General features: G+C 68.1%; 35 protein-coding genes and 1 tRNA gene. 22 read left to right on the forward strand and 14 right to left on the reverse strand.

From position 1 onward, the window contains the following. Positions 1-52: 52 nt before the first annotated feature. Positions 53-841, forward strand: coding sequence for an alpha/beta fold hydrolase (locus LT974_RS10720; RefSeq protein WP_232587661.1), 789 nt, complete (start codon positions 53-55; stop codon positions 839-841). Positions 842-1,082: 241 nt separating this feature from the next. Here LT974_RS10720 and panB read toward each other — a convergent pair whose 3' ends face one another. Next, positions 1,083-1,895 (reverse strand): 3-methyl-2-oxobutanoate hydroxymethyltransferase, encoded by an 813-nt coding sequence (gene panB, locus LT974_RS10725; RefSeq protein ID WP_232587662.1) that lies wholly within the window; start codon positions 1,893-1,895, stop codon positions 1,083-1,085. A gap of 90 nt (positions 1,896-1,985) precedes the next feature. On the opposite strand from panB, the gene LT974_RS10730 reads away from it, so the two are divergent. Next, entirely contained in the window at positions 1,986-2,222 is a 237-nt protein-coding gene (locus LT974_RS10730; protein ID WP_232587663.1) for a DUF5822 domain-containing protein, read from the forward strand. On the opposite strand, the gene LT974_RS10735 is transcribed toward LT974_RS10730, so the two are convergent. The 4 genes from LT974_RS10735 to LT974_RS10750 form a co-directional block, all read right to left on the reverse strand. Beyond that, positions 2,223-2,741, reverse strand: a complete 519-nt coding sequence (locus LT974_RS10735; protein ID WP_232587664.1) for an HAD family hydrolase — start codon at positions 2,739-2,741, stop codon at positions 2,223-2,225. A 42-nt stretch (positions 2,742-2,783) separates the two neighbouring features. Continuing rightward, positions 2,784-3,068 (reverse strand): hypothetical protein, encoded by a 285-nt coding sequence (locus LT974_RS10740; RefSeq protein ID WP_232587665.1) that lies wholly within the window; start codon positions 3,066-3,068, stop codon positions 2,784-2,786. Positions 3,069-3,110: 42 nt separating this feature from the next. After that, on the reverse strand, positions 3,111-4,232 hold the full coding sequence (locus LT974_RS10745) for an acyl-CoA dehydrogenase family protein (RefSeq protein WP_232587666.1): 1,122 nt from the start codon (positions 4,230-4,232) through the stop codon (positions 3,111-3,113). 66 nt (positions 4,233-4,298) lie between these two features. Beyond that, a complete protein-coding gene (locus LT974_RS10750; RefSeq protein WP_232587667.1) occupies positions 4,299-4,793 on the reverse strand; it encodes a helix-turn-helix domain-containing protein in 495 nt (164 codons plus the stop codon). 106 nt (positions 4,794-4,899) lie between these two features. Between LT974_RS10750 and LT974_RS10755 the strand changes: the two genes are divergently transcribed. The 6 genes from LT974_RS10755 to LT974_RS10780 all read left to right on the forward strand — a co-directional run bounded on the left by LT974_RS10755 (position 4,900) and on the right by LT974_RS10780 (position 8,423). After that, positions 4,900-6,162: a hypothetical protein gene (locus tag LT974_RS10755; protein ID WP_232587668.1), complete on the forward strand. Its 1,263-nt coding sequence runs from the start codon at positions 4,900-4,902 to the stop codon at positions 6,160-6,162. An 85-nt stretch (positions 6,163-6,247) separates the two neighbouring features. Continuing rightward, entirely contained in the window at positions 6,248-6,406 is a 159-nt protein-coding gene (locus LT974_RS10760; RefSeq protein ID WP_232587669.1) for a DUF7560 family zinc ribbon protein, read from the forward strand. A 121-nt stretch (positions 6,407-6,527) separates the two neighbouring features. Further along, a complete protein-coding gene (locus LT974_RS10765) occupies positions 6,528-6,983 on the forward strand; it encodes a pyridoxamine 5'-phosphate oxidase family protein (protein WP_232590253.1) in 456 nt (151 codons plus the stop codon). A gap of 79 nt (positions 6,984-7,062) precedes the next feature. Next, entirely contained in the window at positions 7,063-7,710 is a 648-nt protein-coding gene (locus LT974_RS10770) for a helix-turn-helix domain-containing protein (protein ID WP_232587670.1), read from the forward strand. 103 nt (positions 7,711-7,813) lie between these two features. Further along, positions 7,814-8,233 carry a winged helix-turn-helix domain-containing protein gene (locus tag LT974_RS10775; protein WP_232587671.1) on the forward strand — a complete coding sequence of 140 codons (420 nt, stop codon included), beginning with the start codon at positions 7,814-7,816 and terminating at the stop codon, positions 8,231-8,233. Then, complete coding sequence (locus tag LT974_RS10780; RefSeq protein WP_232587672.1) at positions 8,217-8,423, forward strand: hypothetical protein; 207 nt, start codon at positions 8,217-8,219, stop codon at positions 8,421-8,423. The genes LT974_RS10775 and LT974_RS10780 overlap by 17 nt, the downstream gene beginning before the upstream one ends. 190 nt (positions 8,424-8,613) lie before the next feature. On the opposite strand, the gene LT974_RS10785 is transcribed toward LT974_RS10780, so the two are convergent. Further along, a tRNA-Leu gene (locus LT974_RS10785) sits at positions 8,614-8,698 on the reverse strand. Between the two features lie 121 nt (positions 8,699-8,819). Between LT974_RS10785 and LT974_RS10790 the strand changes: the two genes are divergently transcribed. Continuing rightward, positions 8,820-9,383, forward strand: a complete 564-nt coding sequence (locus LT974_RS10790) for a DUF420 domain-containing protein (RefSeq protein ID WP_232587673.1) — start codon at positions 8,820-8,822, stop codon at positions 9,381-9,383. Between the two features lie 27 nt (positions 9,384-9,410). Here the strand turns inward: LT974_RS10790 and purF are convergent, their stop codons facing one another. From purF to LT974_RS10810, 4 genes are all read right to left on the reverse strand, one after another. After that, positions 9,411-10,880, reverse strand: a complete 1,470-nt coding sequence (gene purF / locus LT974_RS10795) for an amidophosphoribosyltransferase (protein ID WP_232587674.1) — start codon at positions 10,878-10,880, stop codon at positions 9,411-9,413. A 238-nt stretch (positions 10,881-11,118) separates the two neighbouring features. Continuing rightward, positions 11,119-11,295: a 50S ribosomal protein L37e gene (locus LT974_RS10800; RefSeq protein ID WP_058983694.1), complete on the reverse strand. Its 177-nt coding sequence runs from the start codon at positions 11,293-11,295 to the stop codon at positions 11,119-11,121. Continuing rightward, entirely contained in the window at positions 11,292-11,474 is a 183-nt protein-coding gene (locus LT974_RS10805) for an LSM domain-containing protein (protein WP_058983693.1), read from the reverse strand. The genes LT974_RS10800 and LT974_RS10805 overlap by 4 nt, the downstream gene beginning before the upstream one ends. 85 nt (positions 11,475-11,559) lie before the next feature. Beyond that, entirely contained in the window at positions 11,560-12,618 is a 1,059-nt protein-coding gene (locus tag LT974_RS10810; RefSeq protein ID WP_232587675.1) for a M20/M25/M40 family metallo-hydrolase, read from the reverse strand. Positions 12,619-12,710: 92 nt separating this feature from the next. Here LT974_RS10810 and LT974_RS10815 point away from each other — a divergent pair, with 92 nt between their 5' ends. Genes LT974_RS10815 through LT974_RS10825 form a run of 3 tightly spaced genes read left to right on the forward strand, consistent with a single transcriptional unit; the run spans position 12,711 to position 14,321 of the window. Then, entirely contained in the window at positions 12,711-12,992 is a 282-nt protein-coding gene (locus LT974_RS10815; RefSeq protein WP_232587676.1) for a hypothetical protein, read from the forward strand. Positions 12,993-13,039: 47 nt separating this feature from the next. Then, positions 13,040-14,056: a zinc-dependent metalloprotease gene (locus LT974_RS10820; protein ID WP_232587677.1), complete on the forward strand. Its 1,017-nt coding sequence runs from the start codon at positions 13,040-13,042 to the stop codon at positions 14,054-14,056. 31 nt (positions 14,057-14,087) lie between these two features. After that, complete coding sequence (locus LT974_RS10825) at positions 14,088-14,321, forward strand: glycine zipper 2TM domain-containing protein (RefSeq protein WP_232587678.1); 234 nt, start codon at positions 14,088-14,090, stop codon at positions 14,319-14,321. Between the two features lie 211 nt (positions 14,322-14,532). On the opposite strand, the gene LT974_RS10830 is transcribed toward LT974_RS10825, so the two are convergent. Beyond that, positions 14,533-15,081 carry a hypothetical protein gene (locus LT974_RS10830; RefSeq protein ID WP_232587679.1) on the reverse strand — a complete coding sequence of 183 codons (549 nt, stop codon included), beginning with the start codon at positions 15,079-15,081 and terminating at the stop codon, positions 14,533-14,535. Between the two features lie 247 nt (positions 15,082-15,328). On the opposite strand from LT974_RS10830, the gene LT974_RS10835 reads away from it, so the two are divergent. The 10 genes from LT974_RS10835 to LT974_RS10880 all read left to right on the forward strand — a co-directional run bounded on the left by LT974_RS10835 (position 15,329) and on the right by LT974_RS10880 (position 23,676). After that, entirely contained in the window at positions 15,329-15,622 is a 294-nt protein-coding gene (locus tag LT974_RS10835) for a 50S ribosomal protein L21e (protein ID WP_232587680.1), read from the forward strand. Position 15,623: 1 nt separating this feature from the next. Next, positions 15,624-15,983, forward strand: coding sequence for an RNA polymerase Rpb4 family protein (locus LT974_RS10840; RefSeq protein ID WP_230889045.1), 360 nt, complete (start codon positions 15,624-15,626; stop codon positions 15,981-15,983). Between the two features lie 51 nt (positions 15,984-16,034). After that, a complete protein-coding gene (locus LT974_RS10845) occupies positions 16,035-16,604 on the forward strand; it encodes a DUF655 domain-containing protein (RefSeq protein WP_232587681.1) in 570 nt (189 codons plus the stop codon). 52 nt (positions 16,605-16,656) lie between these two features. After that, positions 16,657-17,496, forward strand: a complete 840-nt coding sequence (locus LT974_RS10850; protein WP_232587682.1) for a 16S ribosomal RNA methyltransferase A — start codon at positions 16,657-16,659, stop codon at positions 17,494-17,496. Next, on the forward strand, positions 17,493-18,710 hold the full coding sequence (locus tag LT974_RS10855) for a mechanosensitive ion channel family protein (protein WP_232587683.1): 1,218 nt from the start codon (positions 17,493-17,495) through the stop codon (positions 18,708-18,710). Before LT974_RS10850 ends, LT974_RS10855 begins: the two co-directional genes overlap by 4 nt. Then, entirely contained in the window at positions 18,703-19,284 is a 582-nt protein-coding gene (locus LT974_RS10860) for a HemK2/MTQ2 family protein methyltransferase (protein WP_232587684.1), read from the forward strand. Before LT974_RS10855 ends, LT974_RS10860 begins: the two co-directional genes overlap by 8 nt. A gap of 54 nt (positions 19,285-19,338) precedes the next feature. After that, on the forward strand, positions 19,339-20,328 hold the full coding sequence (locus LT974_RS10865; protein WP_232587685.1) for a 5-methyltetrahydropteroyltriglutamate--homocysteine methyltransferase: 990 nt from the start codon (positions 19,339-19,341) through the stop codon (positions 20,326-20,328). Next, complete coding sequence (locus LT974_RS10870) at positions 20,325-21,431, forward strand: methionine synthase (RefSeq protein WP_232587686.1); 1,107 nt, start codon at positions 20,325-20,327, stop codon at positions 21,429-21,431. Before LT974_RS10865 ends, LT974_RS10870 begins: the two co-directional genes overlap by 4 nt. Before the next feature lie 70 nt (positions 21,432-21,501). Beyond that, the gene (locus tag LT974_RS10875) at positions 21,502-22,155 is read left to right on the forward strand and encodes a potassium channel family protein (RefSeq protein ID WP_232587687.1); all 654 of its coding nucleotides are present in this window, start codon (positions 21,502-21,504) and stop codon (positions 22,153-22,155) included. Positions 22,156-22,218: 63 nt separating this feature from the next. Next, positions 22,219-23,676: an APC family permease gene (locus LT974_RS10880; protein ID WP_232587688.1), complete on the forward strand. Its 1,458-nt coding sequence runs from the start codon at positions 22,219-22,221 to the stop codon at positions 23,674-23,676. Between the two features lie 37 nt (positions 23,677-23,713). On the opposite strand, the gene ndk is transcribed toward LT974_RS10880, so the two are convergent. Genes ndk through LT974_RS10895 form a run of 3 tightly spaced genes read right to left on the reverse strand, consistent with a single transcriptional unit; the run spans position 23,714 to position 24,609 of the window. Further along, positions 23,714-24,196 carry a nucleoside-diphosphate kinase gene (gene ndk, locus LT974_RS10885; RefSeq protein ID WP_232587689.1) on the reverse strand — a complete coding sequence of 161 codons (483 nt, stop codon included), beginning with the start codon at positions 24,194-24,196 and terminating at the stop codon, positions 23,714-23,716. Continuing rightward, on the reverse strand, positions 24,197-24,382 hold the full coding sequence (locus tag LT974_RS10890; RefSeq protein ID WP_059057195.1) for a 50S ribosomal protein L24e: 186 nt from the start codon (positions 24,380-24,382) through the stop codon (positions 24,197-24,199). It lies immediately after the preceding gene. Continuing rightward, positions 24,382-24,609: a 30S ribosomal protein S28e gene (locus LT974_RS10895; RefSeq protein WP_230889034.1), complete on the reverse strand. Its 228-nt coding sequence runs from the start codon at positions 24,607-24,609 to the stop codon at positions 24,382-24,384. Before LT974_RS10895 ends, LT974_RS10890 begins: the two co-directional genes overlap by 1 nt. Position 24,610: the final 1 nt, after the last annotated feature.

Below are 24,610 nucleotides of genomic sequence, written 5' to 3' on the forward strand. Positions count from 1 at the left end.
TGCGGTTCACATCGCCGTAGGTGTTTTGGCGCTGGTCGTCCTCGCCGGAACCATGCAGACGGTCACCCACGACGGCCGCGCGACCGCCTACCGGGTCGAGGACCGCGGGGGCGGCGGGACGCCGCTGCTCTGCGTCCACGGCAGCGGCGGCACGCACGCGGTCTGGAAGGCACAGCTCGCCCGGCTGTCCGGCGAGCGCCCGGTCGTCGCCGTCGACCTCAGCGGCCACGGCGAGAGCGACGACGTGGACACCGAGCCCGGCCCCGAGATGCTCGCCGCGTACGTCGAGGACGTGCGCGCGGTCGCCGACGAGGTCGACGCCGGCGTGCTCGTCGGGAACAGCCTCGGCGGCGCTGTCGTCCTCACTGCTGTCCTCGACGCGGCGTTCGACGCCGACGCCGTCGTGCTCGCGGGCTCCGGCGCGAAGCTCTCGGTGCTCGACGAACTCCGGGACTGGCTGGCCGGCGAGGGCGACGGTTTCTCTCGTGCCGTCGAATTCCTCCACCGGGAGGACATGCTCTTCCACGACCCCAGCGAGCGCGAACTCGCCTTCTCGAAGGACGCGATGCGCGAAGCCGGCCGCGAGGTCGTCGAACGCGACTTCCTGTCCTGTCACACGTTCGATGTCCGCGACCGCCTCGGCGAAATCGAGACGCCGGTGTTCGCGCTCACGGGCGAGTACGACCGCCTCACGCCCGCACAGTACCACGAGTACGTCGCAGAACACGTGCAAGACGGGGCGTGGACGACCGTCGACGACGCCGCCCACCTCGCAATGCTGGAAGCGCCCGAAGCGTTCAACGACGAACTCACGTCGTTCCTCGACGAGAACTCGCTCTAGCAGTCCAAATCCTTAGAGCGAGCATCCGCGAGCGAGGGGTCTAACGAGCCCGAGCGAAGCGGTTTACCGCGCGAACCGAGTGAGCGCGGGCCGACGACCGACCAGAGAGGGGCGGCGGAGCCGTCCCTCAGGCCTGCGGGCGACTCGCGGGTCGCCCGCAGACAACGGGAGGGAGGAGTGCTTTTTCAGCAAGTTTTTGCAAGCGAGGGAGCGGCAGTGACCGAGCGCTGGAAAAAGTGCGCTAATAGAGAGAATCCACGTCTTCCTCGACGTGACTGTGCTCCTCGCTGGGGAACTCCCCGGATTCGACCGCGTCGACGTAGCCCTCGACGGCGTTCTCCATCTCCGTTTTGACGTCGCCGAACTGTTCGGCGAACGGCGGACTGCGCTCGGAGAGCCCGATGGCGTCGTCCACGACGAGCACCTGGCCATCTGTGCCCGGGCCAGCACCGATGCCGATGGTCGGAACGTCGAGGGCGTCCGTGACGTCGCTGGCGACGTTCGCGGGGACGTGTTCGAGCACGAGCGAGCACGCGCCCGCGTCCTCGTGCTCGCGCGAGAGGTCGAGGATGCGTTTGGCGGCGCTCTGGTCGGTTCCCTGCCGGAAGTAGCCGCCGAGTTGGTTGACGTGCTGGGGCGTCAGCCCGAGGTGGGCCATCACGGGAATCCCGAGGTCCGTCAGCCGGTCCGTGAGTTCGACCGTGTGCGGGCCGGATTCGAGTTTCACGGCGTCGGCGTTCGCCTCCTTCAGCATGCGGCCGCAGTGCTCGATGCTGTCGGCTTCGTCCGCTCCGAAACTCAGGAACGGCATGTCTGCGACGACCACGGCGTCCTCGGTGACTCGGGACACTGCGCCGGTCGCACTCGCGACTTCGTCGACGGTCACGGGGAGCGTGGTGTCGTAGCCGAGCTTCGCGTTGCCCATGCTGTCGCCGACGAGAATCACGTCGACGCCCGCGTCGTCGACGACGCTAGCGGTCGGCGCGTCGTACGCGGTCAGCATCGTTATCGGCTCGTCGCCCGCGTTCCGGCGGACGTCTCGGACGGTCGGCATACTTCGTGGTCGCGCCGGCGTCGTGATAAACGTACGCGAACCGGGCCGCACAACGGGGAAGTTATGCTGGGGGCCGCCATGCTTTCGCGTGTGCCGGAGTTACAGGAGGAGACCGACCCGGAGGGTGTCGACTACGGCTGGGTGATGCAGACGACGTTCGTGCTCACCATCGTCGTCGGCGCGCCTGCGGTGGTCGTTCTCTCGCTATTCTACACGCTGCCGACGTGGGCCGCCCGGGTGTCGTTCGCGGTGCGCGTCGGCGCAGTCGTCTGGCTACTCACCGCGCTCGCGACGTACTGGTACGCGCGCCGGAACGTCGAGGAGTAGCTACGCCCAGCGGAACGACGTGCCCGCGCGCTCGGCAGTCACTTCGTCCGAGGCCGAGTCGCCGACGAACAGCGCATTCTCGGGTTCGACGCCGAGTTCGTCCAGTACCCACGTCAGCGCCCGCGAGTCGGGCTTGCGCGCGGGCACCGTGTCGCGGCCCGCGACCACGCGGAACGAGTCCAGCAGGTCGTGGCGCTCCAGCGCGGTGCGACACGCGTCCTCCGCGTTCAGCGAGCAGACCGCCGCGGGGGCGTCGAGGCCCGCGAGTTCGTCCGCGCCCGGCAGGCGCTGTGCGCGGGTCGCACCGTCGCGCTCGTGGCTCGCGATGAGGTCGTGGACGTCACTCCCGATGCCCGCGTCCTCGGCGGCGTCCAGCATCTCCCACATGTCGTACGCGCTGGGGTCGACGCCTGCCTCGCGGAGCCGCGCGGCGACCTCGCGCTCGACGACCGCCCAGTCGACCGCGAGCCGGACGAGCGTCCCGTCGAGGTCGTAGACCACTGCCTCGTAGTCAGTCACGACTCCGCGTAGGCTGTCCCGAGGCTTAGCAACTTCGGTGGGTCAGTCGACGAAGCCGAACCCCTCTGCTTCGAGTTCGTTGCTGACGTGGCCGCTGCCGCGGTCCGTAATCACGTAGTAGTCGTCGGTGTCCGCGAACGTCCGCACGAAGTTGTCCTCGTCCAGTTCCGCGAGTGCGGCGTCCACCTCGACGGCGGTCGGCGCGTCGTCGAGTACAGCGTCGAGGTTCGTCGCGACCACGTCCGCGGTGACGGCGACGCCCGCCTGGTGGAGCACCCGCAACACGGGTTCGACGACGTCGCGCTGCCAGTCCTCGGTGTCGGTCATGTCCGGGGCGTCGGCGCGCTGGCCCAAAGGTCGTGCGGCCGCTCAGTCCAGTAGGCCGCGCGCGATGACCTCTTTCTGAATCTCGGATGTACCCTCGTAGATGGTCGTAATCTTGGCGTCGCGGTAGAATCGCTCGACGTCGAAGTCGGTGGTGTAGCCGTAGCCGCCGTGAATCTGGACGGCTTCGTTGGTGACGTCGACGGCGGCCTCGCTGGCGAAGTACTTCGCCTTCGCCGCGGCGTCGCGGTGGTCCTCGCCCGCGTCCGCCCGCCGGGCGGCGTCGCGCGCGAGCAGCCGCGCAGCCTGCGTCTGCGTCTCCATGTCCGCGAGCTTGTGCCGAATCGTCTGAATCTCCGAGAGTTGCTGGTCGAACTGCTCGCGCTCGTCGGCGTACGAGAGCGCCGCGTCGAGGCCGGCCCGCGCGAGCCCGACCGCTTGCGACGCGATGCCGATGCGGCCCCCAGTCAGGATGTGCAGCGCCGCGGACATCCCCTTGCCTTCTTCGGTGAGCCGGTACTCGGCGGGAATCCGGCAGTCGTCGAACAGCAACGCGGTGGTGTCGCTGGCGCGCAGCCCGAGTTTGTCTTCCTTCTTCCCGACCTCGATACCCTCTGTGTCCTTGGGTACGAGGAACTGCGTTATCTTGTCGTCGCCGTCCACCTTCGCGAAGACGATGGCGACGCCGGAGCGCTGGCCGTTCGTAATCCACTGCTTCTTCCCGTTCAGCACGTACTCGTCGCCGTCGCGGACTGCCTCGGTGGTCATCTGCGCGGGGTTCGAGCCGGCTTCGGGCTCCGAGAGCGCGAACGCGCCGACGGGCCGGCCGTCGGCCATCTCCGGCAGCCACTCGGATTTGAGGTCGTCGCTGCCGAACTCCGCGATGCACGACGTCGCGAGGCAGTGCACGGAGAGCGCAGTCGCCACCGACAGCGCGCCGTACGCGACCTCCTCGTTGACGACGCTGTACGTGAGACTGTCCACGTCGAGGCCGCCGTACGCCTCCGGGACGGTCATCGCGGTCATCCCCATCTCCCCGAGGCCGTCCCAGACGGCCTCGGGGAACTCCTGCTCGCGGTCGGCGTCGGCCGCCGTCGGGCGAATCTCCTCGGTCGCGAACTCCCGGACGGCGTCCCGTATCTGGCGCTGCTCGGCGGAGAGGTCCATACACCGCCTTTGCGTCTTGCCTGAAAAAAGGTGACTGATTCCCGGCTGCGAGCCGCGTTCGCCGGGCTACTCGTCGCTGAGTTCCACGTCGAGGCGCGCTTCGAGCGCCGCGACGACCGACCCGCCGACGCTCGCCTGCGTCGCACGCGCCTGCTCGACCGCGAGCAGGTCCGACTCGTCGATGTCGAGCTCCTCGGCGAGCTCCTCGCGCTGGAGGCCGGCCTCCTGGCGCGCGCGGACGACGCGCTCGCCGTAGTCCGAGACGAGGTACGGGAGCTGGTCGCGCTCGTAGTCGGTGCCGTTCTCCTCCCAGTGACTGGAGTCGCCGGTCGCCTGGTCGAGCGCGCGGGCCGTGTTCTGTGCGGCCTGCTGCTTGCGTTCCTGGTCCTCGTCGGGACTCCGGTCGGGGCTCTCGTCGTGGCTGCTCGCGCAGTCGGGGCAGACCGTGAGCTCCGCCCCCGCGACGTCCGCGGTGCGGAGGGAGTCGGCGGACGACCCGCAGAGCTCGCAGGTCTGTCCGCCCCCGCCGCCGCTGGCATCGCCGGTCGAATACTTCGGCATACCCTGCCGTATGGAGGTGCCGACATTTTAATACCCCGCTTGCCGGCCGGAACCGCCAGAAATCTCGCGGGCGACAGTTAAGTACCCGCGGCGTCAGCGCTCCCGTATGCCCGCCGACTTCGCCGACAGCGTCTACCTCGCCTCACTGACCAGCGAGGACGTCACCGACGCCTTCGGAAAGGGGTACGCGACCGCCGCGGAGCCGCCCGCGGTCTCGGGCCTCCTCCGCAGCCTCGCCGACACGCACGCGTGGGCGACCCGTGACACGGACGTCCTCGCGGCCCTCGACCGCGGCGACTACGTCTTCTTCCACCGCGAGTTCGGCCTGCGTTGCGTCGGTCAGGTGTGGACGACCACCGCGGACAGCAGCGAGGTCGCCCGCTACACCGACGTCGAGGAGCCCGCCGGCGAGTGGGGCGTCGTCACGCTCACGAACGTCCAGCCCGCGCTCGACCACGTCTCGTTGCTCTCGCTGGGGATGGACGACGCGCGCCGCGACGACTCACTCTACCGGCTGCCCGAGGCCGTCGCTGCGGACCTCCGCGCGGAGTACACGACGCCCGCGCGCCTCGTCGAGGACGCGGTCGCCGACCCGCTCGCGTTCGACGTTCCGCCCGGTGGCACGCCCGGGGACCGTCGACCCGACCCAGAACCGTTCGACGCGAGCGCGCCCGCCGTCACTGGAACCGAGACGGTGCTCGACGCCCACCTCGACGCGCTCGACGGCGTCCGCGCCGTCGCGTGGCGCGTGCTCGGCCTCGCGGCGTTCCTGCTCGCCGCGACGCTCGCGGTCGTCGCAATCTTCCGCCCGCCGACCGGCTCCCGAATCGTGCTCACGGGACCCGTCAGCGTCGGCGTCGCTGCGGTCGCGGTCGGCACGGCAATCGCAGCGGGCGTCGCCGTCCACGCCGCCGTCGCGCCGCGGCCCGGGCTCGCCGCGTTCACGCGCGAGCAGACTTCGGCTGTCCAGCGCGCGGGCACCAGCGAATCTCACGGCGACGCCGCCACGCACGTCGCGGGGAAAGTCGAGGCGTTCTGCACGTATCTCGCCGCCCGCACCCGGCGGCTCGGATTCGCCGTCGCCGCTGCCACCGTCGCCGTGCTCGTCGGCTGCGTCTACGTCGCGTACGGGCTCGGCGTGCAGGTGTCGCCCTCGGTCGAACCCCTCTCGGCCGTCGCACTCGCGGGCTTCCCGGTGCTCGTCGTCGGCGCAGCGCTGGTCGTCGTCCGCCACCACGTCCGCGCTGTGCTCCCGGAGCGCTCGACGGATTCTGCGGGTGAGGTCCCGTCGATTCCCGCGGTCTCCGCCGGAGAACGATTGGATGCCCTGAAGCGCCGTGTTTCGGGATTTGCGGGACGGTTCCGCTGACGGGTAGGGTCGCACAGCAGTTGTTCTCAGACGTTTGGAAACAGGGGGGTTCATTTACCGGGAGCGAGCATACGCTCAGGTAGCGATGAGCGCCAGTGAGGAGTTCACCTTCGTCTGCCCGAGTTGCGGGGAGTCGATGGCAGTCAACCCCTCGATGCGGGACGCCCTCGTGGAGAACGGGTGCGTCGTCTGCGGGGCCTCGGTCACCACCGAGGCGTTCTCCCCGACCGACGCGCCCGAGTAACGACTCCGTTCGACGGTTCGCTCCTCGCTGGCAGTACGTACGCCCGTACGCGTGTCCGGGTTTTCCGCACTCCAGATGGGCAAGTATAAAGATACTGCCGAACAAGCACGACATGTCTACGATGGCCCTGGAGAAGCAGACCGAGATGACGCAGTCGGACACCGACGCGCTCCTCGGCCGCCACGAAACCGGCGTGCTCTCGCTCGCCCGCGACGACGACCCGTACGCGATTCCCATCTCCTACGGGTACGACGCCGACGACCGCACGTTCTACCTCCGGCTGGTCTCCACGCCGGAGAGCGAGAAACGCGAGTTCCTCTCCTCGAACCCCGACGCCCGCCTCGTCGTCTACGAGGAGGACGAACCCACCTACCAGAGCGTCGTCGTCACCGGCACGCTCGCCGGGATTCCTCGCGACGAGATGACCGTCGAGCACGTCGAACAGTACGGCGAGGCGAAACGCCCGCTGTTCGAAATCTGGGGCGAAGCCAAACCCGACCTCGACATCAAGCTGTACGAACTCCGCGCCGACACCATCAGCGGCCGCCACATCGAACTCTCCGAGCGCCACGACTGACCGCGCTGCTTCTCCCGGGCCCCCTTCCTGTTGCGGTAGACCCGCACGCTCAAGTACGGAGCCAGCCAACGGGCTGCTAATGTCTGGCGGGATTCGCGTCACCGTCGAGTTCCCCGCGCCGGCGGTCTGCCCCGTCGCCGACCTCTCCGAGCGCGCCAGCACCACTATCAGCGACGTCTCCACGAGCGTCGCGGCCGCCGACTCCGCGGACTGCGTCACCGAGTTCCTCGTCGACGCCGACGCCGTCCCCGAGGACTACGACGACCCGGTCTTCGAGTACGCCGACCGCCACCTCTACCGCGTCACTCACGACACCGACGCCGACTGCCCCTGCGTCTGTCTGGGCGAGTTCGACACACCTGTCGACCGCTTTTTCGCACACTCTGGCGACCTCGAAGTCGTCTTCCACGCCGAGAGCTTCGACCAGCTCCAGGCCATCGTCAGCGAGTTCCGCGACCGCTACCCGGAGGTCGACATCCAGCGCCTCGTCCGCGCGCCCACCGGTGGCGCCCCCCGCGACACGGTGTTCGTCGACCGCGGGAAGCTCACCGACCGCCAGCTCGAAGTGCTCCAGACCGCCCACGACATGGGCTACTTCGCCCAGCCCCGCGAGGCCAACGCCACGGATGTCGCCGACGAACTCGACATTACCCCGTCGACGCTCACCGAGCACCTCACCGCCGCCCAGCGCAAGCTCTTCGCGGACGTGCTCGAAGAAGGGTCCTGACTGGCCGCCTCCCGCAGCGAGCGGCCCGCCCCGCCGTCCTTACTTAAACCCCCCTCGATACCGGGGTCGTACACTCCTCCCCCCGGAGCGCATTCTACGAAATATGAGTCAGAGTCAGCTGCCCGCCGGCATCCGTGACCGCGACGACGGCCCCACCACGCACGCCGACGCCGAGAACGTCCAGAACATCCTCGACGCGCTCGACGACGCCGATTGCCGGACGATTCTGGAAGCCACCCGGGACGCCACGCTCACCGTCAACGAAATCTCCGAGCAGTACGACCTCCCCCAGTCGACGGCCTACCGCAAGGTCGACATCCTCGCGGACGCCGGCCTCCTCGAAGAGTCGCTGCGCGTGCGCCGCTCCGGCAAGCACGTCAGCGAGTACGACTGCGGCGTCGAGGACGTCACGCTCTCCGTCGACGCGAGCGGCGTCGCCCTCACTGTCGACCACGCCGACACCGACGCGAGCGCCACGTTCGCCAACTCCCTCTCCACCCAGACGAATGTCGCAGACGACTGACCGACACAGCCGGTTCGCGTCGCTGTTCGTCGACCTCACCGGCACGGAGACGATTACGCAACCCCAGCGCGACGCCGACTCCCGCCGCATCGAAGCCGCCGACGAACGCGACGTCGCGGACTACGTCGCCGACGCCACCCAACAGAGCGGCCTCGACGACGCCATCGACGACCCCGAAACCGACAACTGACGCTCCTCCTGCTGGCCGCGGCGCTGGCGAACTCGCGTGTACGCAGAAGGACAGCAGCGCTGCTGTCGAGTATTACTTTCGCGAGAATTTGCGTGGGTGATGTCCCAGAGGGGATATCACCGTGCATCGCCGTTTGCCTCCGCGGCTTCGCCGCGTCGGCGTTCGGCGGCGCGTAGCGCCGCCCGAGCGATGCGTGGGACCGGATTTGAACCGGCGAACCTCTACAGGACAGCGCCCTCAACGCTGCGCCTTTGGCCTAGCTTGGCTACCCACGCTCGCTACGTGCGTTTGCAATCCACCGTACCCGCCGACCAATTAAAACCCCTACGATTTGGCCGTCCCCTGCGAGTCGCCGACACGGAAACCGCTATGGGGCGCGCGTCCGAACCGCCGGCCATGACAGACGGGTTCGCGCGGCGGCACGTTCGTTCGCTGACCGCGGTGCTCTCGGTGGCGTCGCTCGCGCTCGTAATCGCCGTCGTCCGCGGGTTCGTGCCCGCGTCCGCGGTGCCGCACGCGCCGGACGCGGTCCTGCACGCGCTCCCGACCGTGAACGCCGCACTCAGCGCGGCCGCCATCGTCACCATCTCCGCCGGCTGGCGCGCGATTCGGAACGGCGACGTCGAGCGCCACAAGGCCGCGATGCTGACATCGACGTTGCTGTTCGTGCTGTTCCTCGCGTTCTACCTCTACCGCATCGTCGTCGAGGGAACCACGGGATTCGCGGGTCCGGACGCGGTCTACACGTACGTCTACCTCCCGATTTTGATTATCCACATGGGGCTGGCGATGGTGTCGATTCCCCTGGTCTACTACGCGCTGTTGCTCGCGGGCACCCGCCCGGTGAACGAGATTCCGGCGACGAACCACGCGACTGTCGGCCGCGTCGCGGCGTCGCTGTGGCTGGTGTCGTTCGCGCTCGGTATCGTCGTCTACCTCCTGTTGTACGTGCTCTACTAACCACACTGCGTGCGCCTGCGCGGACCGTCAGTCGTCGGCGGGCGCTTCGACCGGGTGGTCGATGTCGCGGTCTGCGGCCTCGCCGGGAATGTCGTAGGGGTACTCGCCGGTCACGCAGCCCGCGCAGAGGTCCGCCTCCGACCGGCCGATTGCGGTCGTGACGGCGTCCAGCGAGAGATACGAGAGGCTGTCCGCGCCGATCTGGTCGGCGATCTCGCTGGCGGTCTTGTCGGCGGCGATGAGTTCGTCGCGGGTCGCCATGTCGATGCCCATGTAGCAGGGCGCGCTAATCGGCGGCGCGCCGATGCGCACGTGAACTTCCTCCGCCCCGGCCTCGCGGAGGAGGTCGACGAGCTGGCTGCTCGTGGTGCCGCGGACGATGGAGTCGTCGATGACGGTGACGGTGCGGCCCTCGACGGTGGACTTGATGGGGTTGAGTTTGAGGCGGACGGCCTGCTCGCGGGCCTCTTGGGTGGGCATGATGAACGTGCGGCCGACGTAGCGGTTCTTCATCAGGCCCTCCGCGAACTCGACGGTCGCGCCGTCGGCCTGTCCGGCCTCGGCGTACCCGGAGGCGAACGCGCGCCCGGAGTCCGGGACGGGCATCACGACGTCCGTGTCGACGCCGTTCTCCGTCCAGAGCTGGCGGCCGAGTTCTCGTCGTACCTCGTAGACGAGTTCGTCGTCGATGACGGAGTCCGGGCGCGCGAAGTAGACGTACTCGAAGAAGCAGTTCGCGGTGTTCTCGGCTTCGACCAGTTGGTGGGAGTCGTAGCCCTCGCCGTCCTCGTGGAGGACGACGAGTTCGCCGGGGCGGACGTCGCGCACGAGGTCGCCGCCGAGCGTGTCGATGGCCGCGGACTCGCTGGCGAGCACGTAGCCGTCGTCGAGCTCCCCGAGGACGAGCGGGCGGTTGCCCAGCGGGTCGCGCACGCCGAGCACGGAGTCGTCGTGCATGATGGTCAGCGAGTACGACCCGTGGACGCGGTTCATCGTCGTCTCGACGGCGGCGACGAGGTCCTCGTCGAGGAGGTTGCGCGCGAGGTCGTGAGCGATGACCTCGGTGTCGCCGTCGCTGGTGAACGCGTGCCCGCTGCTCGCGAGGTCGTCGCGGATCTCGTCGGCGTTCACGAGATTGCCGTTATGACTGAGCCCGAGCGCGCCGCCCTTGAACGAGACGGAGAACGGCTGTGCGCAGGACTTGTCGACGCTGCCCGCGGTCGGGTAGCGCACGTGGCCGATGCCGGCGCTGCCCACGAGTCCCTCGATGTCGGACTCGTCGAAGGCCTCGCCGACGAGGCCCATGCCGACGTGCTGGTGTTGCTGGAAGCCGTCGTGGGTGACGATGCCAGCGGACTCCTGGCCGCGGTGTTGGAGCGCGTACAGCGCGTAGTACGTCGGGAAGGCGGCGTCGCGCTCGGCGAGAGAGACGCCGACGACGCCGCACTTCTCTGTGGGATGGTCGAACTCGGGGCCGTCCTCGCGCCCGGGTGACATGGACGCTCCTACCCCGGCAGGCAGGGTAAAACTTCCGCAACCGTGTCGAACTCGCCGAAACACACAGTCGTTGTATGCACGAACGTGCTAGCTGTGGGATAGGCATGCTACCACAAATCAAGGAAGGTGACAGACTTCTCAATCGGTGCGAGAGCGCAGGCTCCAGGTCACGAATGTTCAGAACGCAGAACGGCTGCGTCGCTACGGAGTCGAGAGAAACGCAGGAGAAACGGAGTCGTTAGTTGTCGCCGGTCTTGCCCTGCCAGTTGTAGCCACGGCGCTTCGCGGACTTGCCGAAGCCACAGCTCGAACAGACCTTCTTCTTCGTGTGGTAGGACTTCTCGCCGCACCGGCGGCACTTCGTGTGCGTCGTCGTGTTCTTCTTCCCTTGGCTCGGGGTCCCAGCTCCCGTCATGGTTTGATGGTAACGACGTTGTCGCCACGGATAATCGTTGTGTCTTCGCCCTCCAGCACGATGTTCATGTGCTGGTCGTAGCCCGTGAGGACGCCGGTGAACTCTTCGCCGTCCTTGAGTCGGACCGTGACGGTCTCCTCTAGTGACTCCTCGAGTACGTCGAGTGGTCGGCCGCTCATACACCAACGGGTGCGTGTCGCGTCTATAAGCGTACCGGACCGCGGCCGCGACCCGGAGCGACGCCCGCTGGCACCGCTGGCGACTTCAGACGTCCACTGCGAACGACTCCCGGTCGGCCTCGCGGACCGCGAACGCCGCCAGCAGGTCCGCGGCGTCCTCGACGTCCTCGGTGTCCACGACTTCGGCGGGCGTGTGCATGTACCGGTTCGGGATGCCGATGGCGACTGTGGGAATGCCGCTGCGCGCCCGGAAGAACGTGTCCGCGTCCGTCCCCGTCGTCGTGGACATCGCCTCGACCTGCACGTCGATGCCCTCCGCGTCGCCCGCGGCCCGGACCGCGCGCGCCACCTCGGGGTGACTCGACCCGCCACGGGTCACGGTCGGCCCGCCGCCCAGTTCGACCTCGCTGGCGTGGGCGCTGGGGTACGACGGGTTGTCCGCGGCGTGCGTGACGTCCACGACGAGCGCGACGTCCGGGTCGAGGTCGAACGCCACCATGCTCGCGCCCCGCGTTCCGAGTTCCTCTTGGACAGTGTTGACGGCGTACACCGTGCAGTCAGCGCCCCGTTCGGCGGCGCGCCGGAGTGCTTCCGCGGCGACCCACGATCCCGTGCGGTTGTCGAGGCCGCGGCCCGCGATGCGCGTCCCCGCGAGGTCGTGGACGCCCGCTGCGAGCGTCGCGGGGTCGCCGACCTCCACGAGTTCGCGGGCCTGCTCGCCGTCCTCGGCACCGACGTCCACGTGCTGCTCGGTGACGTCCGCGGGCGCGTCCTCACCAGCCTCCCGGAGATGAATGGCGGTATGGCCGACGACACCGTTGACGGTACCCTCGTCGGTGTGGACCGCGACCTGCGAGCCCTCGGTTACCGAGCGGTCGACGCCACCCAGCGGCCGCACGCGCAGGAAGCCGTCGTCGGTGATGGCAGTCACGACGAAGCCGAGTTCGTCAGCGTGGCCGGCGAACGCGACCTCGGTGTCGCCGCCGTCGTAGACGGCGACCGCGTTCCCGTACGCGTCCGTGCGTACGTCGTCGGCGAACTCCTCGACGTAGTCGACCCACGCGCGCTGCCCGGCGGTCTCGAACCCGGAGGGGCTGGGCGCGTCGAGCAGGCGGCGCAGGAAGGCGTCTCGCGTCTCGTCCATACGAGTACTGTCGAAGCCGCGGGCAAGAATCCTCCGAGAGCGCCACGGCCGACCCCACAACGGATATATGGCGTCTCGGCGAACTGACTGGTATGGGACTCATCGAGGTACACTTCCACGAGTCGGAGTTCGACTTCTCCCCGTCGATGGTCACGGGCGCTGGCGAGCAGGCGCTCGAAGCCACCGAGGAGGAGAGCGACGAGACCGCCGACGAGGACGTCGAAAGCGTCGGCTGGAAAGACGAGGAGGCGGAGCCGAGTAGTTCCGCCGGGCTGGGCGCGCTCGTCGCGCTCGCCGTGCTGGTCGTGCTCGCCGCGCTCGTCGGCTTGAAGCGCCGCAGCAGCGGCGACGAAGACGGCGAACTCGAAGCGTAGGCCGCGAGCAGCAGAAGGGCTTTGGCCGTTCGTCGCCGACTTCCCCTATGACGCTTTTCGAGAGCGCACGCGCTGTCGCGGGCGCTAGCGGAACCGGCGCTATCGACTGGGACGCCGTCGCCGAGGCCGCGAAGGCCGCCACCGACCCCGGCGACCTCGACCTCTCCGAGGCTGAGGCCGAAGCGTACGCCGCCGACGTCCGTGACGCCCGCCAGCAGCTCCGCAACGTCTCCGGGCTCGACTTCGACGTCCCCGAGACCGTCGAGATTCAGAACCGCCACCACTGGGTCGACGCCAACGTCGAGACGTTCAGGCGCGCGTTCGAGCCGCTGAACCAGCGCGCCAGCTACCTCCCCGGCGTCGCGCGGTCGCTGAACACGGCGACCACAGCGGGCGCGCTCGCGTTCGTCTCCCGGCACGTTCTCGGACAGTACGACCCGCTCCTGCTGGCCGACGCCGTCGAGGAAACCTCGGCGAGCAGTCGGACGCAGTCCGACGATACGTCCGACCACGCGCTCTACTTCGTCCACCCGAACGTCGTCGCGGCCGCCGACAATCTCGACGTCGCGTTCCCGCGGTTCCGGCGCTGGATTGCGTTCCACGAGGTCACCCACGCCGCGGAGTTCGGTGCCGCGCCGTGGCTCGCCGACCACCTCGAAGACCGCCTCGAAGCCGGCGTCGCCGCGCTCGCCGAGGGCGAGGTCGAACGCGAGGCCTTCGCGGAGTTGCACGTCGCGATGACCGCCGTCGAGGGGTACGCGGAGCTGTTGATGGACGAGGCGTTCGACGGCGAGTACGCCGACCTCCGCGCGAAACTCGACGCGCGCCGCCGTGGCGGCAGCCCGCTGACGAAGCTCGTCAAGCGTGCGCTCGGCCTCCAGTTGAAGCGCGAGCAGTACGAGCGCGGCCGCGAGTTCTTCGAAGCGGTCGCCGCCGACCGCGGGCTCGCCGGCGCCAGCCGCGTCTGGGACAGTCCCGAGTACCTCCCGACGGACGCGGAACTCGACGCGCCCCGCGCGTGGCTCGCTCGCGTCCCCGCAACGTCGGACGAGACTGCCGAGTAGACTTATCAGTCTTCGTCGCCAACTGTCCCCTATGAGCCGACTCAAGCGAGTGTTCAGTCGTGCGAAGTACGCAGCCATCGGTGCCGCCGTCGGCGGTGCGCTTGGCGGTATCGTCAGCCGGAACGCAGCGAGCACAGCGGCGGGCGTCGGTGCGCTCGCGGGCGCAATCGTCGGCGAGAAGCGCGTTGACGTCGGCACAATAGTCGACGACGTCAAGGACCGGAAACCCGACACCGAAGTCGTCTCGCGCTCCAGCGACGACTAACTCCTTTTGCGCTCCCCCGGCTATAAGTGTCGACAGACGAATCTATTAGTTGAGGGAGACGGCATGCCGGCCACCTTGGCATCTGCGAGGGCGACGTGCCACTCGGGCACGCCATCCACGCGACCATACACACCAAGACGGACGCGGGCGTCGTCGACTACTACGTCTGCCAGCCGTGCTACGAGGACGAACTCGCGCCGCTGTTCGAGAACTAGTGGAAGCCGCGGCCGACGTCGTCCTCCTCGACGAGGTCGTCGAGTTCCGAATCGAGTAGTTCCTCGGCGTCCGCGAACTCCTCCTTGAGGTCGTCCATCGCGTCCGGCCGGCCGTACGGGTCGTACTCCATCGGCCCGAACGCCGGACTCTCCAGGGCGTCCATCACGTCGTCGAAGAAGTCCCCGGGCGTCGTCGGCGCGTCCGCGTGCGCCTGCACGACCTGCTCCAGTTTGCTCGCGCGGTCCTCGGCTTCGTCCTCGTCCTCGACGGGCTGCTGGACGGCGAACCGGCCGCTGTCGTCGTCCGGGAGGTAGTCCGCCAGCCCGTCGTCGACCTTCCGCGCGACTCGCGTCCCCACGCCGCGCACCTCGAAGGGGTTCTTCGCGTACGTTTTCAGGTGATAGACTCCCCGCGACGGGTGGCCGAGGTAGAAGTCCTCGCCGACGCCGGACTCGCGGTCGCCGGCGAGCGCGCGCCACCCCTCGGGGTCGGCGTTCGACTCCACGACGTTCGAGACGATGTCCTCCCAATCCCGTACTCTCATTACGCGAGACTAACGCACTAGTGGACTTGAGTGCGTCGGCGGCGTACGCGCTCGCGGTTTTGAGGAGTCGGGTACGCTGCTTCGTGGCTCACAGTGTTCCCGCTCGCATTACCGTGGCCTCCCGTCGGTCGAGCACGCGCCTCGCGCATCGCTGCGCTCCGCGCTCGCATTACCGTGGCCTCACTTCGTTCGGCCACCACGTAACGTGCGTTTTATAACCGCGACGGGAGTAATCGGGCGTACGACTATGCCGAGCTCCAACGGACCCCTCAACAGCACCCGCGAGAAGCTCTCGAACGACCCCCGCGACCGCGGCACGTCCCCGCCCCAGCGCGCAATCGCCGAGTACGACGAAGGGCAGAAAGTCCACCTCAAGACCGACCCGAGCACGGCGAACGGTCGCTTCCACCCGCGATTCGACGGCCTCACCGGCGAAGTCCTCGGGAAGCAGGGCGACGCGTTCAAGGTCGAAATCAACGACAACGGTAAGGACAAGGTCGTCATCGCGGCGGCAGCGCACCTCCGCGCACAGCAGGACTAGCATGACCATCTTCAAGGAAACGCTCGACGAGGAGTTCCTCACTGTCTCCGAGGCGAAGGAGCTGCTGACCGACGTCGAAGCCGAGCGCGCCGCCGAGGAGGACCGCGAACTCCGCTTCGAGCTGGCGCGAGCGGTCGAGCACGTCAACCGGTTCGCCATCCTCGAACCGGAGGAGTCCCGCGAACTCGTCGAGGACCTGCTCGCCCTCGAACACGTCAGCGACGAGTCCGTCGCGTACAAGATTGCCGACCTGCTCCCGCGAACCCGTACGGAACTGCGTGCGGTGTTCGCGCAGGAACGCTACGCGCTTTCGGGCGACGAACTCGACGACATTCTCGACGTCGTCGCGAAATACGCCTAACTCGGGTCGAGTGGCCGACCGTTTAAGTGTCGGCTGGGCGTAGCAGTTCGTATGAGTGAATCGTCTTCGACCGAGGACGAAGAGTACGCTGTCGTCCTCGACTTCCTCGCGCACGGCCGCTCGAACGGCGGCCGCGGCTACGGCGACGGCGCGCTCGCGTACGCCGTCTCTACTGACCGGTTCGTCCTCTACGAACTGAGCCTCGAAGCGGACGCGGACATCTCGATTCTGGACCGCGTGCGCATCCGCCCCGACTTCGAGGCGGGCATCGAGCGCGGGCACGTCGTCGACTACGACGACCTCTCGGACGGCGCGCGCTCCGAACTCGACTACGTCGTCGAGGACGTCGTCGAAGCCAACGAGCAGCGCTTCGTGGACTTCTACAACGAAGCCCAGCCCATCTCCCTGCGCCTCCACCAGTTGAACCTCCTGCCGGGCATCGGCGACAAGCTCCGGGACAACGTCCTCGACGAGCGCAAGCGCAACGGTCCCTTCGAGAGCTTCGAGGACGTCGAGGAGCGCGTCGACGGCCTCCACAACCCCGAGGAGATCATCGTCGAGCGCATCCTCGACGAGATGCGCGAGGACGACCTGAAGTACCAGAACTTCGTGCAGGCGTAGCACGGGCGCACAGAAGGTAGCCTTTAGGGAACGGCGGAGGATACTCCGGGTAATGAGTGATTCGCGGGACCCGGACGCGCTGATTCGGCGCGCCGGCCGGCCCGACCCCGAGCGCGACCAGCACTTCCTCGTCGACGACCGCGTCCTCGACCGGATTCCGACGTACGCGGAGTCGTTCGACCGGTCGCACGTGCTCGAAATCGGTGCGGGGACGGGCGCACTCACCGATAGGCTGCTAGAGCACGCCGACCACGTCACGACGGTCGAACGCGACCGCGGGTACGCCCAGTTCCTCCGCGAGGAGTTTAGCGAGGAAATCGCGGCCGACCGCCTCACCGTCGTGCAGGGCGACGCCCTCGACGTGGAGTTCCCCGAGTACACTTGCTGCATCTCGAATCTCCCCTACGGCGTCTCCAGCGAAGTCACGTTCCGGCTGCTGCCCGAGCACGAGCCCGCCGTCCTGATGTACCAACTGGAGTTCGCCGAGCGGATGGCCGCCGAACCCGGCACGAGCGACTACGGCCGGCTGTCGGTCGCCACCCAGCATTACGCGCACGTCGAACTCGTCGAGACCGTCCCCCCAGAAGCGTTCGAGCCACAGCCGCGCGTCGAGAGCGCGGTGGTACGGTTGACGCCCCGCGAGCCCGACTACGAGGTCGCCGACGAGCAGTTCTTCTTCGGCTTCGTGAAGGCGCTGTTCACGCAGCGCCGCAAAACCGTGCGCAACGCCATCCGGAACACCGGCCACATCTCGGGGCTGGACGACCCGGACGCGGTCGTTGACGCCGTCGAGGAGGCCGTGCTCTCGAAGCGGCCCGGCGACCTCGCGCCGGGGACGTTCGCGGCGCTGGCGAACGTCGCGCTCGGCATCCAGGAGGGTGGCACACCGTGAGCGCGCCGGAGTTCGTGGACGTCGCGGTAAACGACCTCTCGACCGCTCAGCGGGTGGTCGTGACCGCAGTCTCGATGGCCGCGCTCGTCGCCGCCATCCTGTTCTCGCGGCGCGAGTCCACGCGTCGGGAGTCGCGGCTGTCGACGGTCGTCGCTGCTGTCGGCGCGCTCGCCGTGGTCGTCGCGGCGACCGTCCTCGTGGTCGTCGCGTGGGACGCGGAGACGATTGCGTGGGCAGCCGTCGCGAGCTTCCAAGTGCAGGCGACGATGCTCGTCCGCACGTTTCTCACCGTGATGTTCCTCGTCGGCGTGTACGCCGGCACGGGGGTCATCCACCGCGCAGTCAGCCGGTTCGTCAAGCGCACGGAGGGCGTCAGCGACCACCAGGCCGAAATCACCTACCGCATCATCCAGATTTCGGTGTACGTCGTCGCGCTGGTCGTCGTCCTCAACCTCTGGGGCATCAAGCTCGGTGGCCTGCTCATCGGGGCGGGGTTCGCCGGCATCGTGCTCGGGATGGCCGCCCGGCAGACGCTGGGCGCGGTCATCGCGGGGCTCGTGTTGATGTTCTCGCGGCCGTTCGAAATTGGGGACTGGGTGAAAATCGGCGACAAGGACGGCATCGTCACGGACATCACCATCGTGAACACGCGGCTGCAGACGTTCGACGGCGAGTACGTGATGTTACCCAACGACCTTGTGGGGTCAGACGAGGTCGTGAACCGGTCGCGGAAGGGCCGGCTGCGCATCCACGTGGAAGTCGGCATCGACTACACCGCGGACGTCGACGAGGCGATGGACCTCGCGAAGGAGGCGATGAACGACGTCGACGACATCCTCACGGTGCCGCGGCCACAGGTCGTGTTGAAGGAGTTCGGGGATTCGGCAGTCGTCCTCGACCTCCGATTTTGGATAGACAAGCCGAGCGCGCGGCGGATGTGGCGCGCGCAGACCGCGGTCATCTCCGCGGTGAAGTCGGCGTTCGACGAGGCGGGCGTGAAGATTCCGTTCCCGCAGCGGGAGGTCTCCGGGCGCGCCGAGACCGGCGGGTTCCGGGTGCGCGAGCAGCCGACCGTGGAGACGACCGAGCCCGAGGAAGCCGACCAGCACGGGTCGGCAGTTCGGAAGGACACCGCGGACGGCGACGCCGAAGACGCAGATAAAGATGCCGACGACGCGGACGACGCCGAGGAGGGTGACGAGACGGATGAGTGACGACCTCGCTAGCCGTCGCGGCACGGAGACGACAGTCTACCAGCCCGCGGAGGACTCGCTGCTGCTCGCGGAGGCCGCGGTGGCGGAGGTCGACTCGCGGGCGCGCGTTCTCGAAGTCGGTACTGGGTCTGGGTACGTGGCAGCAACGGTCGCCGACGAGGTCGGCGCGAGCGTGGTCGGATCGGACCTGAACCCGTACGCGTGCGCGCAGGCCCACGACCGCGGCGTGCCGGTGGTTCGAGCGGACCTCGTCTCGCCGTTCCGCGACGACGTCTTCGACGTGGTGTTGTTCAACCCGCCGTACCTGCCGCGGGACGAGGACGCCGCGCGAGACGACTGGATGGAGGTCGCGCTCTCGGGTGGAGAGACGGGCCGCGAGGTCGTGGAGCCGTTCCTCGACGACGTGGGCCGCGTGCTCGCTCCGGACGGCTTCGTTCTGTTGCTCGTGAGCACGCTGACGGGCGTCGAGGAAGTCGTGGAGTACGCCGGCGACCGCGGGTTCTCGGCGGCGGCGGTCCGCGAGGAGTCGCACTCCTTCGAGACGCTGACCGTCCTCAAGCTCTGGAATAACTGAAGGGCATATCTCTCGACAGCAAATATTAAACAGGGGCATTCCGTAGCGTCGGGCATGAATCGAATCGCGACGACACCCGGCCTGTTTCCCCTCCCCGACGACGCCAAAGAGACGTTGTCGGACCTGAAGGGGCACCAGAAGCACGACCTCGTCAGTGGCGACGAGGGCCCCGAAATCGAAGCCGCCTACGACGAGGTCCGCGAGGAACTCGTCGACCTCCAGCGCGACGCCGGCCTCGACCGCGTGGTCGAAGGCCAGGCCCGTTGGGACGACATGTTGGCCCACCCCTTGACTGTCCACGAGAACGTCGAGACGGGCGGCATCGTCCGCTACTACGACAACAACAACTTCTACCGCGACCCCATCGTGGCGGGCGAACTCACGTTCTCCGGCGACCTCGCCGCAGACCTCGAAACCGCGAGTGAACTCACCGACGACCTGCAGGCCGTCGTCCCCGGCCCGTACTCGCTGTCGGAGCTCGCGACCGACGAGTACTACGGCGACGACGAGCAGTTCCTCGCTGCCGTCGCGGACTTCCTCGCGGGCGAAGTCGAAGCGTTCCCGGAGGTCGAGACCGTCTTCGTCCTCGAACCGTCGCTGGTGACGAACCCGCCCGAGGAGGGCGAGGACGAGCGCGCCAGCGAGGCCATCGACACCGTCGCCGACGCCGCGGACGCCGACGTCGTCGCACACACCTACTGGGGAGCCCTCGAAGAGAAAGTCCACGCCCACCTCCTCGACGCCGGCGTCGACGCCATCGGCTACGACTTCGTCACGAACCACGAGGACAACCTCTACAACGTCACCGAGTACGGCACCAAGGACTCGGTCGCGCTAGGTGTCGTCGACGGCCAGAACACGCTGGTGGAGTCCCCGGAGACGATTCGGGACCGTGTGGACTGGTTCCGCGACTCCGTGCCGGACGCCATCGAGTTCGACGACGCGTACGTCACCGCGAACACGGGGCTGTTCTACCTGCCCGTGAACCGCTTCGAGCAGAAACTGCAGGCGCTCGCCGACGCCACCCGCGAGGTGACAGCATGAGCTCGAACCGCGAGCAGTTCCGCCCCGACGGTCACGACAACGACCACTTCCTGCTGACGACCGTCGTCGGCTCGTACCCGAAGCCGAAGTGGCTCGACCGTGCGAACGACCTCTACGAGGAAAGCGTTGCGACGGAGTCGCAACGAGACGAAGGCGGTGAAACCGCCGGAGTAGCCGACTTCGGCGACGAGGAACTCGCCGAAGCCGAGGACGACGCCGCCCGGCTCATCACCGAAGAACACGAGCGCGCCGGCCTCGACGTGGTCGTGGACGGCGAGATGCGGCGCAACGAGATGGTGGAGTTCTTCGCCGACCGCATCGAGGGCTACGAGTTCAACGGCCCGGTCAAAGTCTGGGGGCACAACTACTTCGACAAGCCCAGCGTCGTCAGCGACGTCGCCTACGACGAGACGTGGCTCGTCGACGAGTACGAGTTCACCGCCAGCGTCGCCGACAGCCCGGTGAAGGTTCCGATTACGGGGCCGTACACGCTCGCGTCCTGGAGCTTCAACGAGGCCTACGACGGCGACGACGAACTCGCCTACGACCTCGCGGACCTCGTCAACGAGGAAATCGAGAAGCTCGTCGACGCCGGCGCGCGCTACATCCAAATCGACGAGCCCGCGCTCGCGACGACCCCGGACGACCACGCCATCGTCGACGAGTGCCTCGAACGCATCGCCGCCGGCATCCCCGACGACGTCCGCATCGGGCTGCACGTCTGCTACGGCGACTACTCGCGCATCTACCCCGAGATTCTGGAGTTCCCCGTCGACGAGTTCGACCTCGAACTCGCGAACGGCGACTACGAGCAACTGGACGTGTTCATGGACCCTGACTTCTCGAAAGACCTCGCGCTCGGCGTCATCGACGCCCACGTCGCCGAGGTCGAGTCCGTCGAAGAAATCGAGGCGAACATCCGGAAGGGCCTGGAGGTCGTCCCGCCGGAGCGGCTCACTGTCAGCCCCGACTGCGGTGTGAAACTGCTCCCCCGAGAGGTCGCCTACGGGAAGATGGCGAACCTCGTGGAAGCCGCGCGCAACGTCGAAGCCGACCTCGACGACGGTAGCATCGACGTCCCGGCCGCGCCCGCCGACGACTGAGCGCTCCCACCTGTTTCTCTCCGCGTTCGGCGACAACTTTGATGGCCGCTTGCGCCGAACCCGCGAGTGAATGTCGAGTAGTCCCCGAGTTGTCGTCGCCGGTGGCGGTCGCGTCGGCGTGCAGACGGCTGCGAGCCTCCGCGAACGCGGTCATACGGTCATCCTCGTCGAAGGGGACGAAGCCCGCGCCGCAGCGGTCACCGACGAGAACGTCGCGACCGTCGTCAACGGCGACGCGACGCAGCCGTCGGTGCTCGAACAGGCTGACCTCGACGAGGCGCACGCGGTCGCCGCGGTGACCGGCGACCCCGGGACGAACCTCGCAGTCTGTCTGGTCGCCCAGCGCCTCGCCACGGACGTCTTCACCCTCGCACGCATCGACGACGAGACCCAGACGGAGTACACGGAGTACGTCGACGCCGCGGTGCTCCCCCAGCAGCCGACCGCGAACCGGGTCGTCGACCTGCTCGTCGGCGGCGGCGTGCGGACGTTCTCGGGGGCCGACGGCGGCTTCGCCCTCCTCGAACTCGGCGTCGCCGAGGACGCCACCGTCGCTGGCCACACGCTCGACGAGGTCGGGCTCCCGGAGGGCTGTCAGGTGGTCGGCTCCTCCACCCACGGCCAGCTCGCCGAGCCCGCCCTCGAATTCCAGCCCGGGGACCGCTACCTCGTCGCCGCCGACACCGGCACCGTCGACGAACTGCGCGCGCTCTTCCGGGAGTGATTCGATGACGGACGCGCTGCCCGCGTCGCCGCGTCGACCGCCACTCGTCTCGCAGAGCATCGAATGAGCGCGGACCACGCCGACCAGACCGGCGAACTCGGACTGCTCGCCGCGACCGCCATCGGCGCCGGCACGATGATCGCCGCCGGCGTGTTCGTGCTCTCCGGGCTGGCCGTCGCGAACGTCGGCGCGGTCGCGGTCGTCGCGTTCGTGCTCGCGGCGCTGGTCGGCTCCGTCACCGCGCTGGCGTACGCCGAGTTCGCCACCGTCTACCCCGAGAACGGCGGCGCGTACACGTACGTCTCCCACGCCCTCGAAGGCGAGTGGCCGTACCTCGTCGGCTGGGCGATGAGTCTCGGCTACCCCGCCAGCGCGGCGTTCTACATGGTGAGCTTCTCCCGGTGGACCGAGCGATTCCTCTACGGCATCTTCGGCGTCCCCGCGTGGCTGCCCGGCTGGACGCTCGGGCTCGCGGTGTTCGTCGGCATCGTCGCGCTGAACGTCCTCGGCACGAAGGAGACCGGCGTCTTCCAAATCGCCGTCACGGTTCTCAAGGTCGCGCTCATCGTGGTGTTCCTCTACGGCGGCCTGCGAGCGTGGCAGACCGACGTGGTCGTCGCCTCGTTCGCCGACCACGCCACCGCGTTCGGGGAGACGCTGTCGACGGCCGCGCTCGTGTTCATCACGTTCTTCGGGTTCGAGGCAATCGCCACCAACGCCGGCGAAATCCGGGACCCCGAGCGGACCGTCCCGCGCGCCATCTTCCTCAGCATCGGCATCGTCGTCACGCTGTACGTGCTCGTCGTGCTGTCGGTCGTGCTCGCCGTCAACGACGCCGCGTTCGTGGAGTTCCTCGTCGCGAACACGGACCTGGCGGCCGCCGCAAACGTGCGCGCGTTCCTCGCCGCCAACGGCGACCTCGTGATGGGACAGGCCGCGTGGTACTTCCTCGGCCGCATCGGGTTCTACGTCGTCGTCGCGGGCGCGCTGTTCTCGATGGTCTCCGCGACGAACGCCACCGTCATGGCGGGCTCGCGCGTCGAGCAAGCGATGGCGCGCCGCGACCAACTCCCCGGCGGGCTCGCAGACCGTCACCACCGCTTCGGCACGCCGTACCGCGCGGTCCTGCTCACGGGCGCGTTCGGTGCCGTGTTCTTCCTCGCGTTCGGCGTCCTGTTCGCCCAGTCGTCGCCGCTGCCCGCCGGCGCACCGCTGGTCGGTGCGCTCGGCGTCGAGGCGCTCGCGCACTTCGCGGACTTCATGCTGCTCGCCGGGCTGGTCGGTGTCAACGTCGCCCTCGTCTACTCGCGGCGCAAACGGCCGGACGTCGAGCGGCGCTTCCGCGTGCCGCTGGTGCCGTGGCTCCCGGCGATCGGCGCACTCAGTACGCTCGTGCTCCTCGTGAACGTCCGCGTCGAGAGCCTCGTGCTCGGCGTGCTCGCGGTCGCCGTCGGCGTCGTACTCCAGCAACTCGGCGTGACGAAGGGGAAACAGCGTAGCGAGCACCGCGGCTACGAGTGAGGCGTCGCGGAAAAGACGGCAGTAGAGACGGCCGGAGTTAGTGGTCGCCGGCGTCTTCGTAGACCCACGTCGCCGCGTCGAGTTCGTAGTCGACGAGTTCGTCCTCGTCGAAGAACAGCGCGATTTCGCGCTCGTTCGCGCCGGGGTCTTCGTGGTCGCTGCCGTGGATGATGTTCTGCCCGAGGTCGTTACCGTAGTCACCGCGGATGGTGCCCGGGGCCGCTTCCTGCGGGTCCGTGGCACCCATCATGCGACGGACCTGGCGGGTGGCGTCCGCGCCCTCCCAGACCATCGCGAACACGGGGCCCGAGGTGATGAACTCCACGAGACCCTCGAAGAACGGCTTCCCTTCGTGTTCGCCGTAGTGCTCGTGGGCGAGCTCCTCGCTAATCTGCATGAATTTCCCGCCAACCATCTTCAGGCCCTTGGCTTCGAGCCGCGAGACGACGTCGCCGATGAGGCTGCGCTGGACGCCGTCGGGCTTGACCATCACGAAGGTTCGCTCGTCGTGGTGGCTCATCTATTCTTCGACCTCTGCCTCTTCCTCGGTCCACTCGACGTCGCGCGGTTCGCGACCGAGGTCCGCGTTCTTCTCGCACTTCGCGGAGCAGAAGTGAGTTGTGCTGCCGTCGTTGTGGACGAACATCGTCCCCGTACCGGGTTCGATGTCGTCGCCACAGTAGTCACAGGTGCGTGTCTGGACCATTACCGACCACCGATGGAGTCCGCCTCGCGGGCCGTCTCCTTGAGCTGGAGGACGTCGCCCACGCGGACGGGACCGAGGACGTTTCGCGTGATGATGCGTCCCTGGTTGGAGCCCTCTTGAATGCGGCACTTCACCTGCATCGCCTCGCCGTGCATCCCGGTCTTCCCGACGACCTCGATGACTTCGGCGGGCGTGGAGCCCTCTTCTTCAGTTTCCTCTGCACTCATG

Source organism: Halobacterium noricense, from assembly GCF_021233435.1.
Lineage (GTDB): Archaea > Halobacteriota > Halobacteria > Halobacteriales > Halobacteriaceae > Halobacterium > Halobacterium noricense.

Excerpts from the sequence above, each read along its gene's own strand:
- LT974_RS10840 (WP_230889045.1), top strand. The coding sequence starts at position 15,624 with ATGACCATCTTCAAGGAAACGCTCGACGAGGAGTTCCTCACTGTCTCC.
- LT974_RS10790 (WP_232587673.1), top strand. The coding sequence starts at position 8,820 with ATGACAGACGGGTTCGCGCGGCGGCACGTTCGTTCGCTGACCGCGGTG.
- LT974_RS10740 (WP_232587665.1), bottom strand. The coding sequence starts at position 3,068 with ATGACCGACACCGAGGACTGGCAGCGCGACGTCGTCGAACCCGTGTTG.
- LT974_RS10805 (WP_058983693.1), bottom strand. The coding sequence starts at position 11,474 with ATGAGCGGCCGACCACTCGACGTACTCGAGGAGTCACTAGAGGAGACC.
- LT974_RS10820 (WP_232587677.1), top strand. The coding sequence starts at position 13,040 with ATGACGCTTTTCGAGAGCGCACGCGCTGTCGCGGGCGCTAGCGGAACC.
- LT974_RS10825 (WP_232587678.1), top strand. The coding sequence starts at position 14,088 with ATGAGCCGACTCAAGCGAGTGTTCAGTCGTGCGAAGTACGCAGCCATC.
- ndk (WP_232587689.1), bottom strand. The coding sequence starts at position 24,196 with ATGAGCCACCACGACGAGCGAACCTTCGTGATGGTCAAGCCCGACGGC.
- LT974_RS10720 (WP_232587661.1), top strand. The coding sequence starts at position 53 with ATGCAGACGGTCACCCACGACGGCCGCGCGACCGCCTACCGGGTCGAG.
- LT974_RS10775 (WP_232587671.1), top strand. The coding sequence starts at position 7,814 with ATGAGTCAGAGTCAGCTGCCCGCCGGCATCCGTGACCGCGACGACGGC.
- LT974_RS10865 (WP_232587685.1), top strand. The coding sequence starts at position 19,339 with ATGAATCGAATCGCGACGACACCCGGCCTGTTTCCCCTCCCCGACGAC.
- LT974_RS10745 (WP_232587666.1), bottom strand. The coding sequence starts at position 4,232 with ATGGACCTCTCCGCCGAGCAGCGCCAGATACGGGACGCCGTCCGGGAG.
- LT974_RS10845 (WP_232587681.1), top strand. The coding sequence starts at position 16,035 with ATGAGTGAATCGTCTTCGACCGAGGACGAAGAGTACGCTGTCGTCCTC.
- LT974_RS10875 (WP_232587687.1), top strand. The coding sequence starts at position 21,502 with ATGTCGAGTAGTCCCCGAGTTGTCGTCGCCGGTGGCGGTCGCGTCGGC.
- panB (WP_232587662.1), bottom strand. The coding sequence starts at position 1,895 with ATGCCGACCGTCCGAGACGTCCGCCGGAACGCGGGCGACGAGCCGATA.
- LT974_RS10765 (WP_232590253.1), top strand. The coding sequence starts at position 6,528 with ATGGCCCTGGAGAAGCAGACCGAGATGACGCAGTCGGACACCGACGCG.
- LT974_RS10850 (WP_232587682.1), top strand. The coding sequence starts at position 16,657 with ATGAGTGATTCGCGGGACCCGGACGCGCTGATTCGGCGCGCCGGCCGG.
- LT974_RS10770 (WP_232587670.1), top strand. The coding sequence starts at position 7,063 with ATGTCTGGCGGGATTCGCGTCACCGTCGAGTTCCCCGCGCCGGCGGTC.
- LT974_RS10870 (WP_232587686.1), top strand. The coding sequence starts at position 20,325 with ATGAGCTCGAACCGCGAGCAGTTCCGCCCCGACGGTCACGACAACGAC.
- LT974_RS10760 (WP_232587669.1), top strand. The coding sequence starts at position 6,248 with ATGAGCGCCAGTGAGGAGTTCACCTTCGTCTGCCCGAGTTGCGGGGAG.
- purF (WP_232587674.1), bottom strand. The coding sequence starts at position 10,880 with ATGTCACCCGGGCGCGAGGACGGCCCCGAGTTCGACCATCCCACAGAG.
- LT974_RS10750 (WP_232587667.1), bottom strand. The coding sequence starts at position 4,793 with ATGCCGAAGTATTCGACCGGCGATGCCAGCGGCGGCGGGGGCGGACAG.
- LT974_RS10860 (WP_232587684.1), top strand. The coding sequence starts at position 18,703 with ATGAGTGACGACCTCGCTAGCCGTCGCGGCACGGAGACGACAGTCTAC.
- LT974_RS10895 (WP_230889034.1), bottom strand. The coding sequence starts at position 24,609 with ATGAGTGCAGAGGAAACTGAAGAAGAGGGCTCCACGCCCGCCGAAGTC.
- LT974_RS10800 (WP_058983694.1), bottom strand. The coding sequence starts at position 11,295 with ATGACGGGAGCTGGGACCCCGAGCCAAGGGAAGAAGAACACGACGACG.
- LT974_RS10755 (WP_232587668.1), top strand. The coding sequence starts at position 4,900 with ATGCCCGCCGACTTCGCCGACAGCGTCTACCTCGCCTCACTGACCAGC.
- LT974_RS10890 (WP_059057195.1), bottom strand. The coding sequence starts at position 24,382 with ATGGTCCAGACACGCACCTGTGACTACTGTGGCGACGACATCGAACCC.
- LT974_RS10780 (WP_232587672.1), top strand. The coding sequence starts at position 8,217 with ATGTCGCAGACGACTGACCGACACAGCCGGTTCGCGTCGCTGTTCGTC.
- LT974_RS10880 (WP_232587688.1), top strand. The coding sequence starts at position 22,219 with ATGAGCGCGGACCACGCCGACCAGACCGGCGAACTCGGACTGCTCGCC.
- LT974_RS10810 (WP_232587675.1), bottom strand. The coding sequence starts at position 12,618 with ATGGACGAGACGCGAGACGCCTTCCTGCGCCGCCTGCTCGACGCGCCC.
- LT974_RS10815 (WP_232587676.1), top strand. The coding sequence starts at position 12,711 with ATGGGACTCATCGAGGTACACTTCCACGAGTCGGAGTTCGACTTCTCC.
- LT974_RS10835 (WP_232587680.1), top strand. The coding sequence starts at position 15,329 with ATGCCGAGCTCCAACGGACCCCTCAACAGCACCCGCGAGAAGCTCTCG.
- LT974_RS10830 (WP_232587679.1), bottom strand. The coding sequence starts at position 15,081 with ATGAGAGTACGGGATTGGGAGGACATCGTCTCGAACGTCGTGGAGTCG.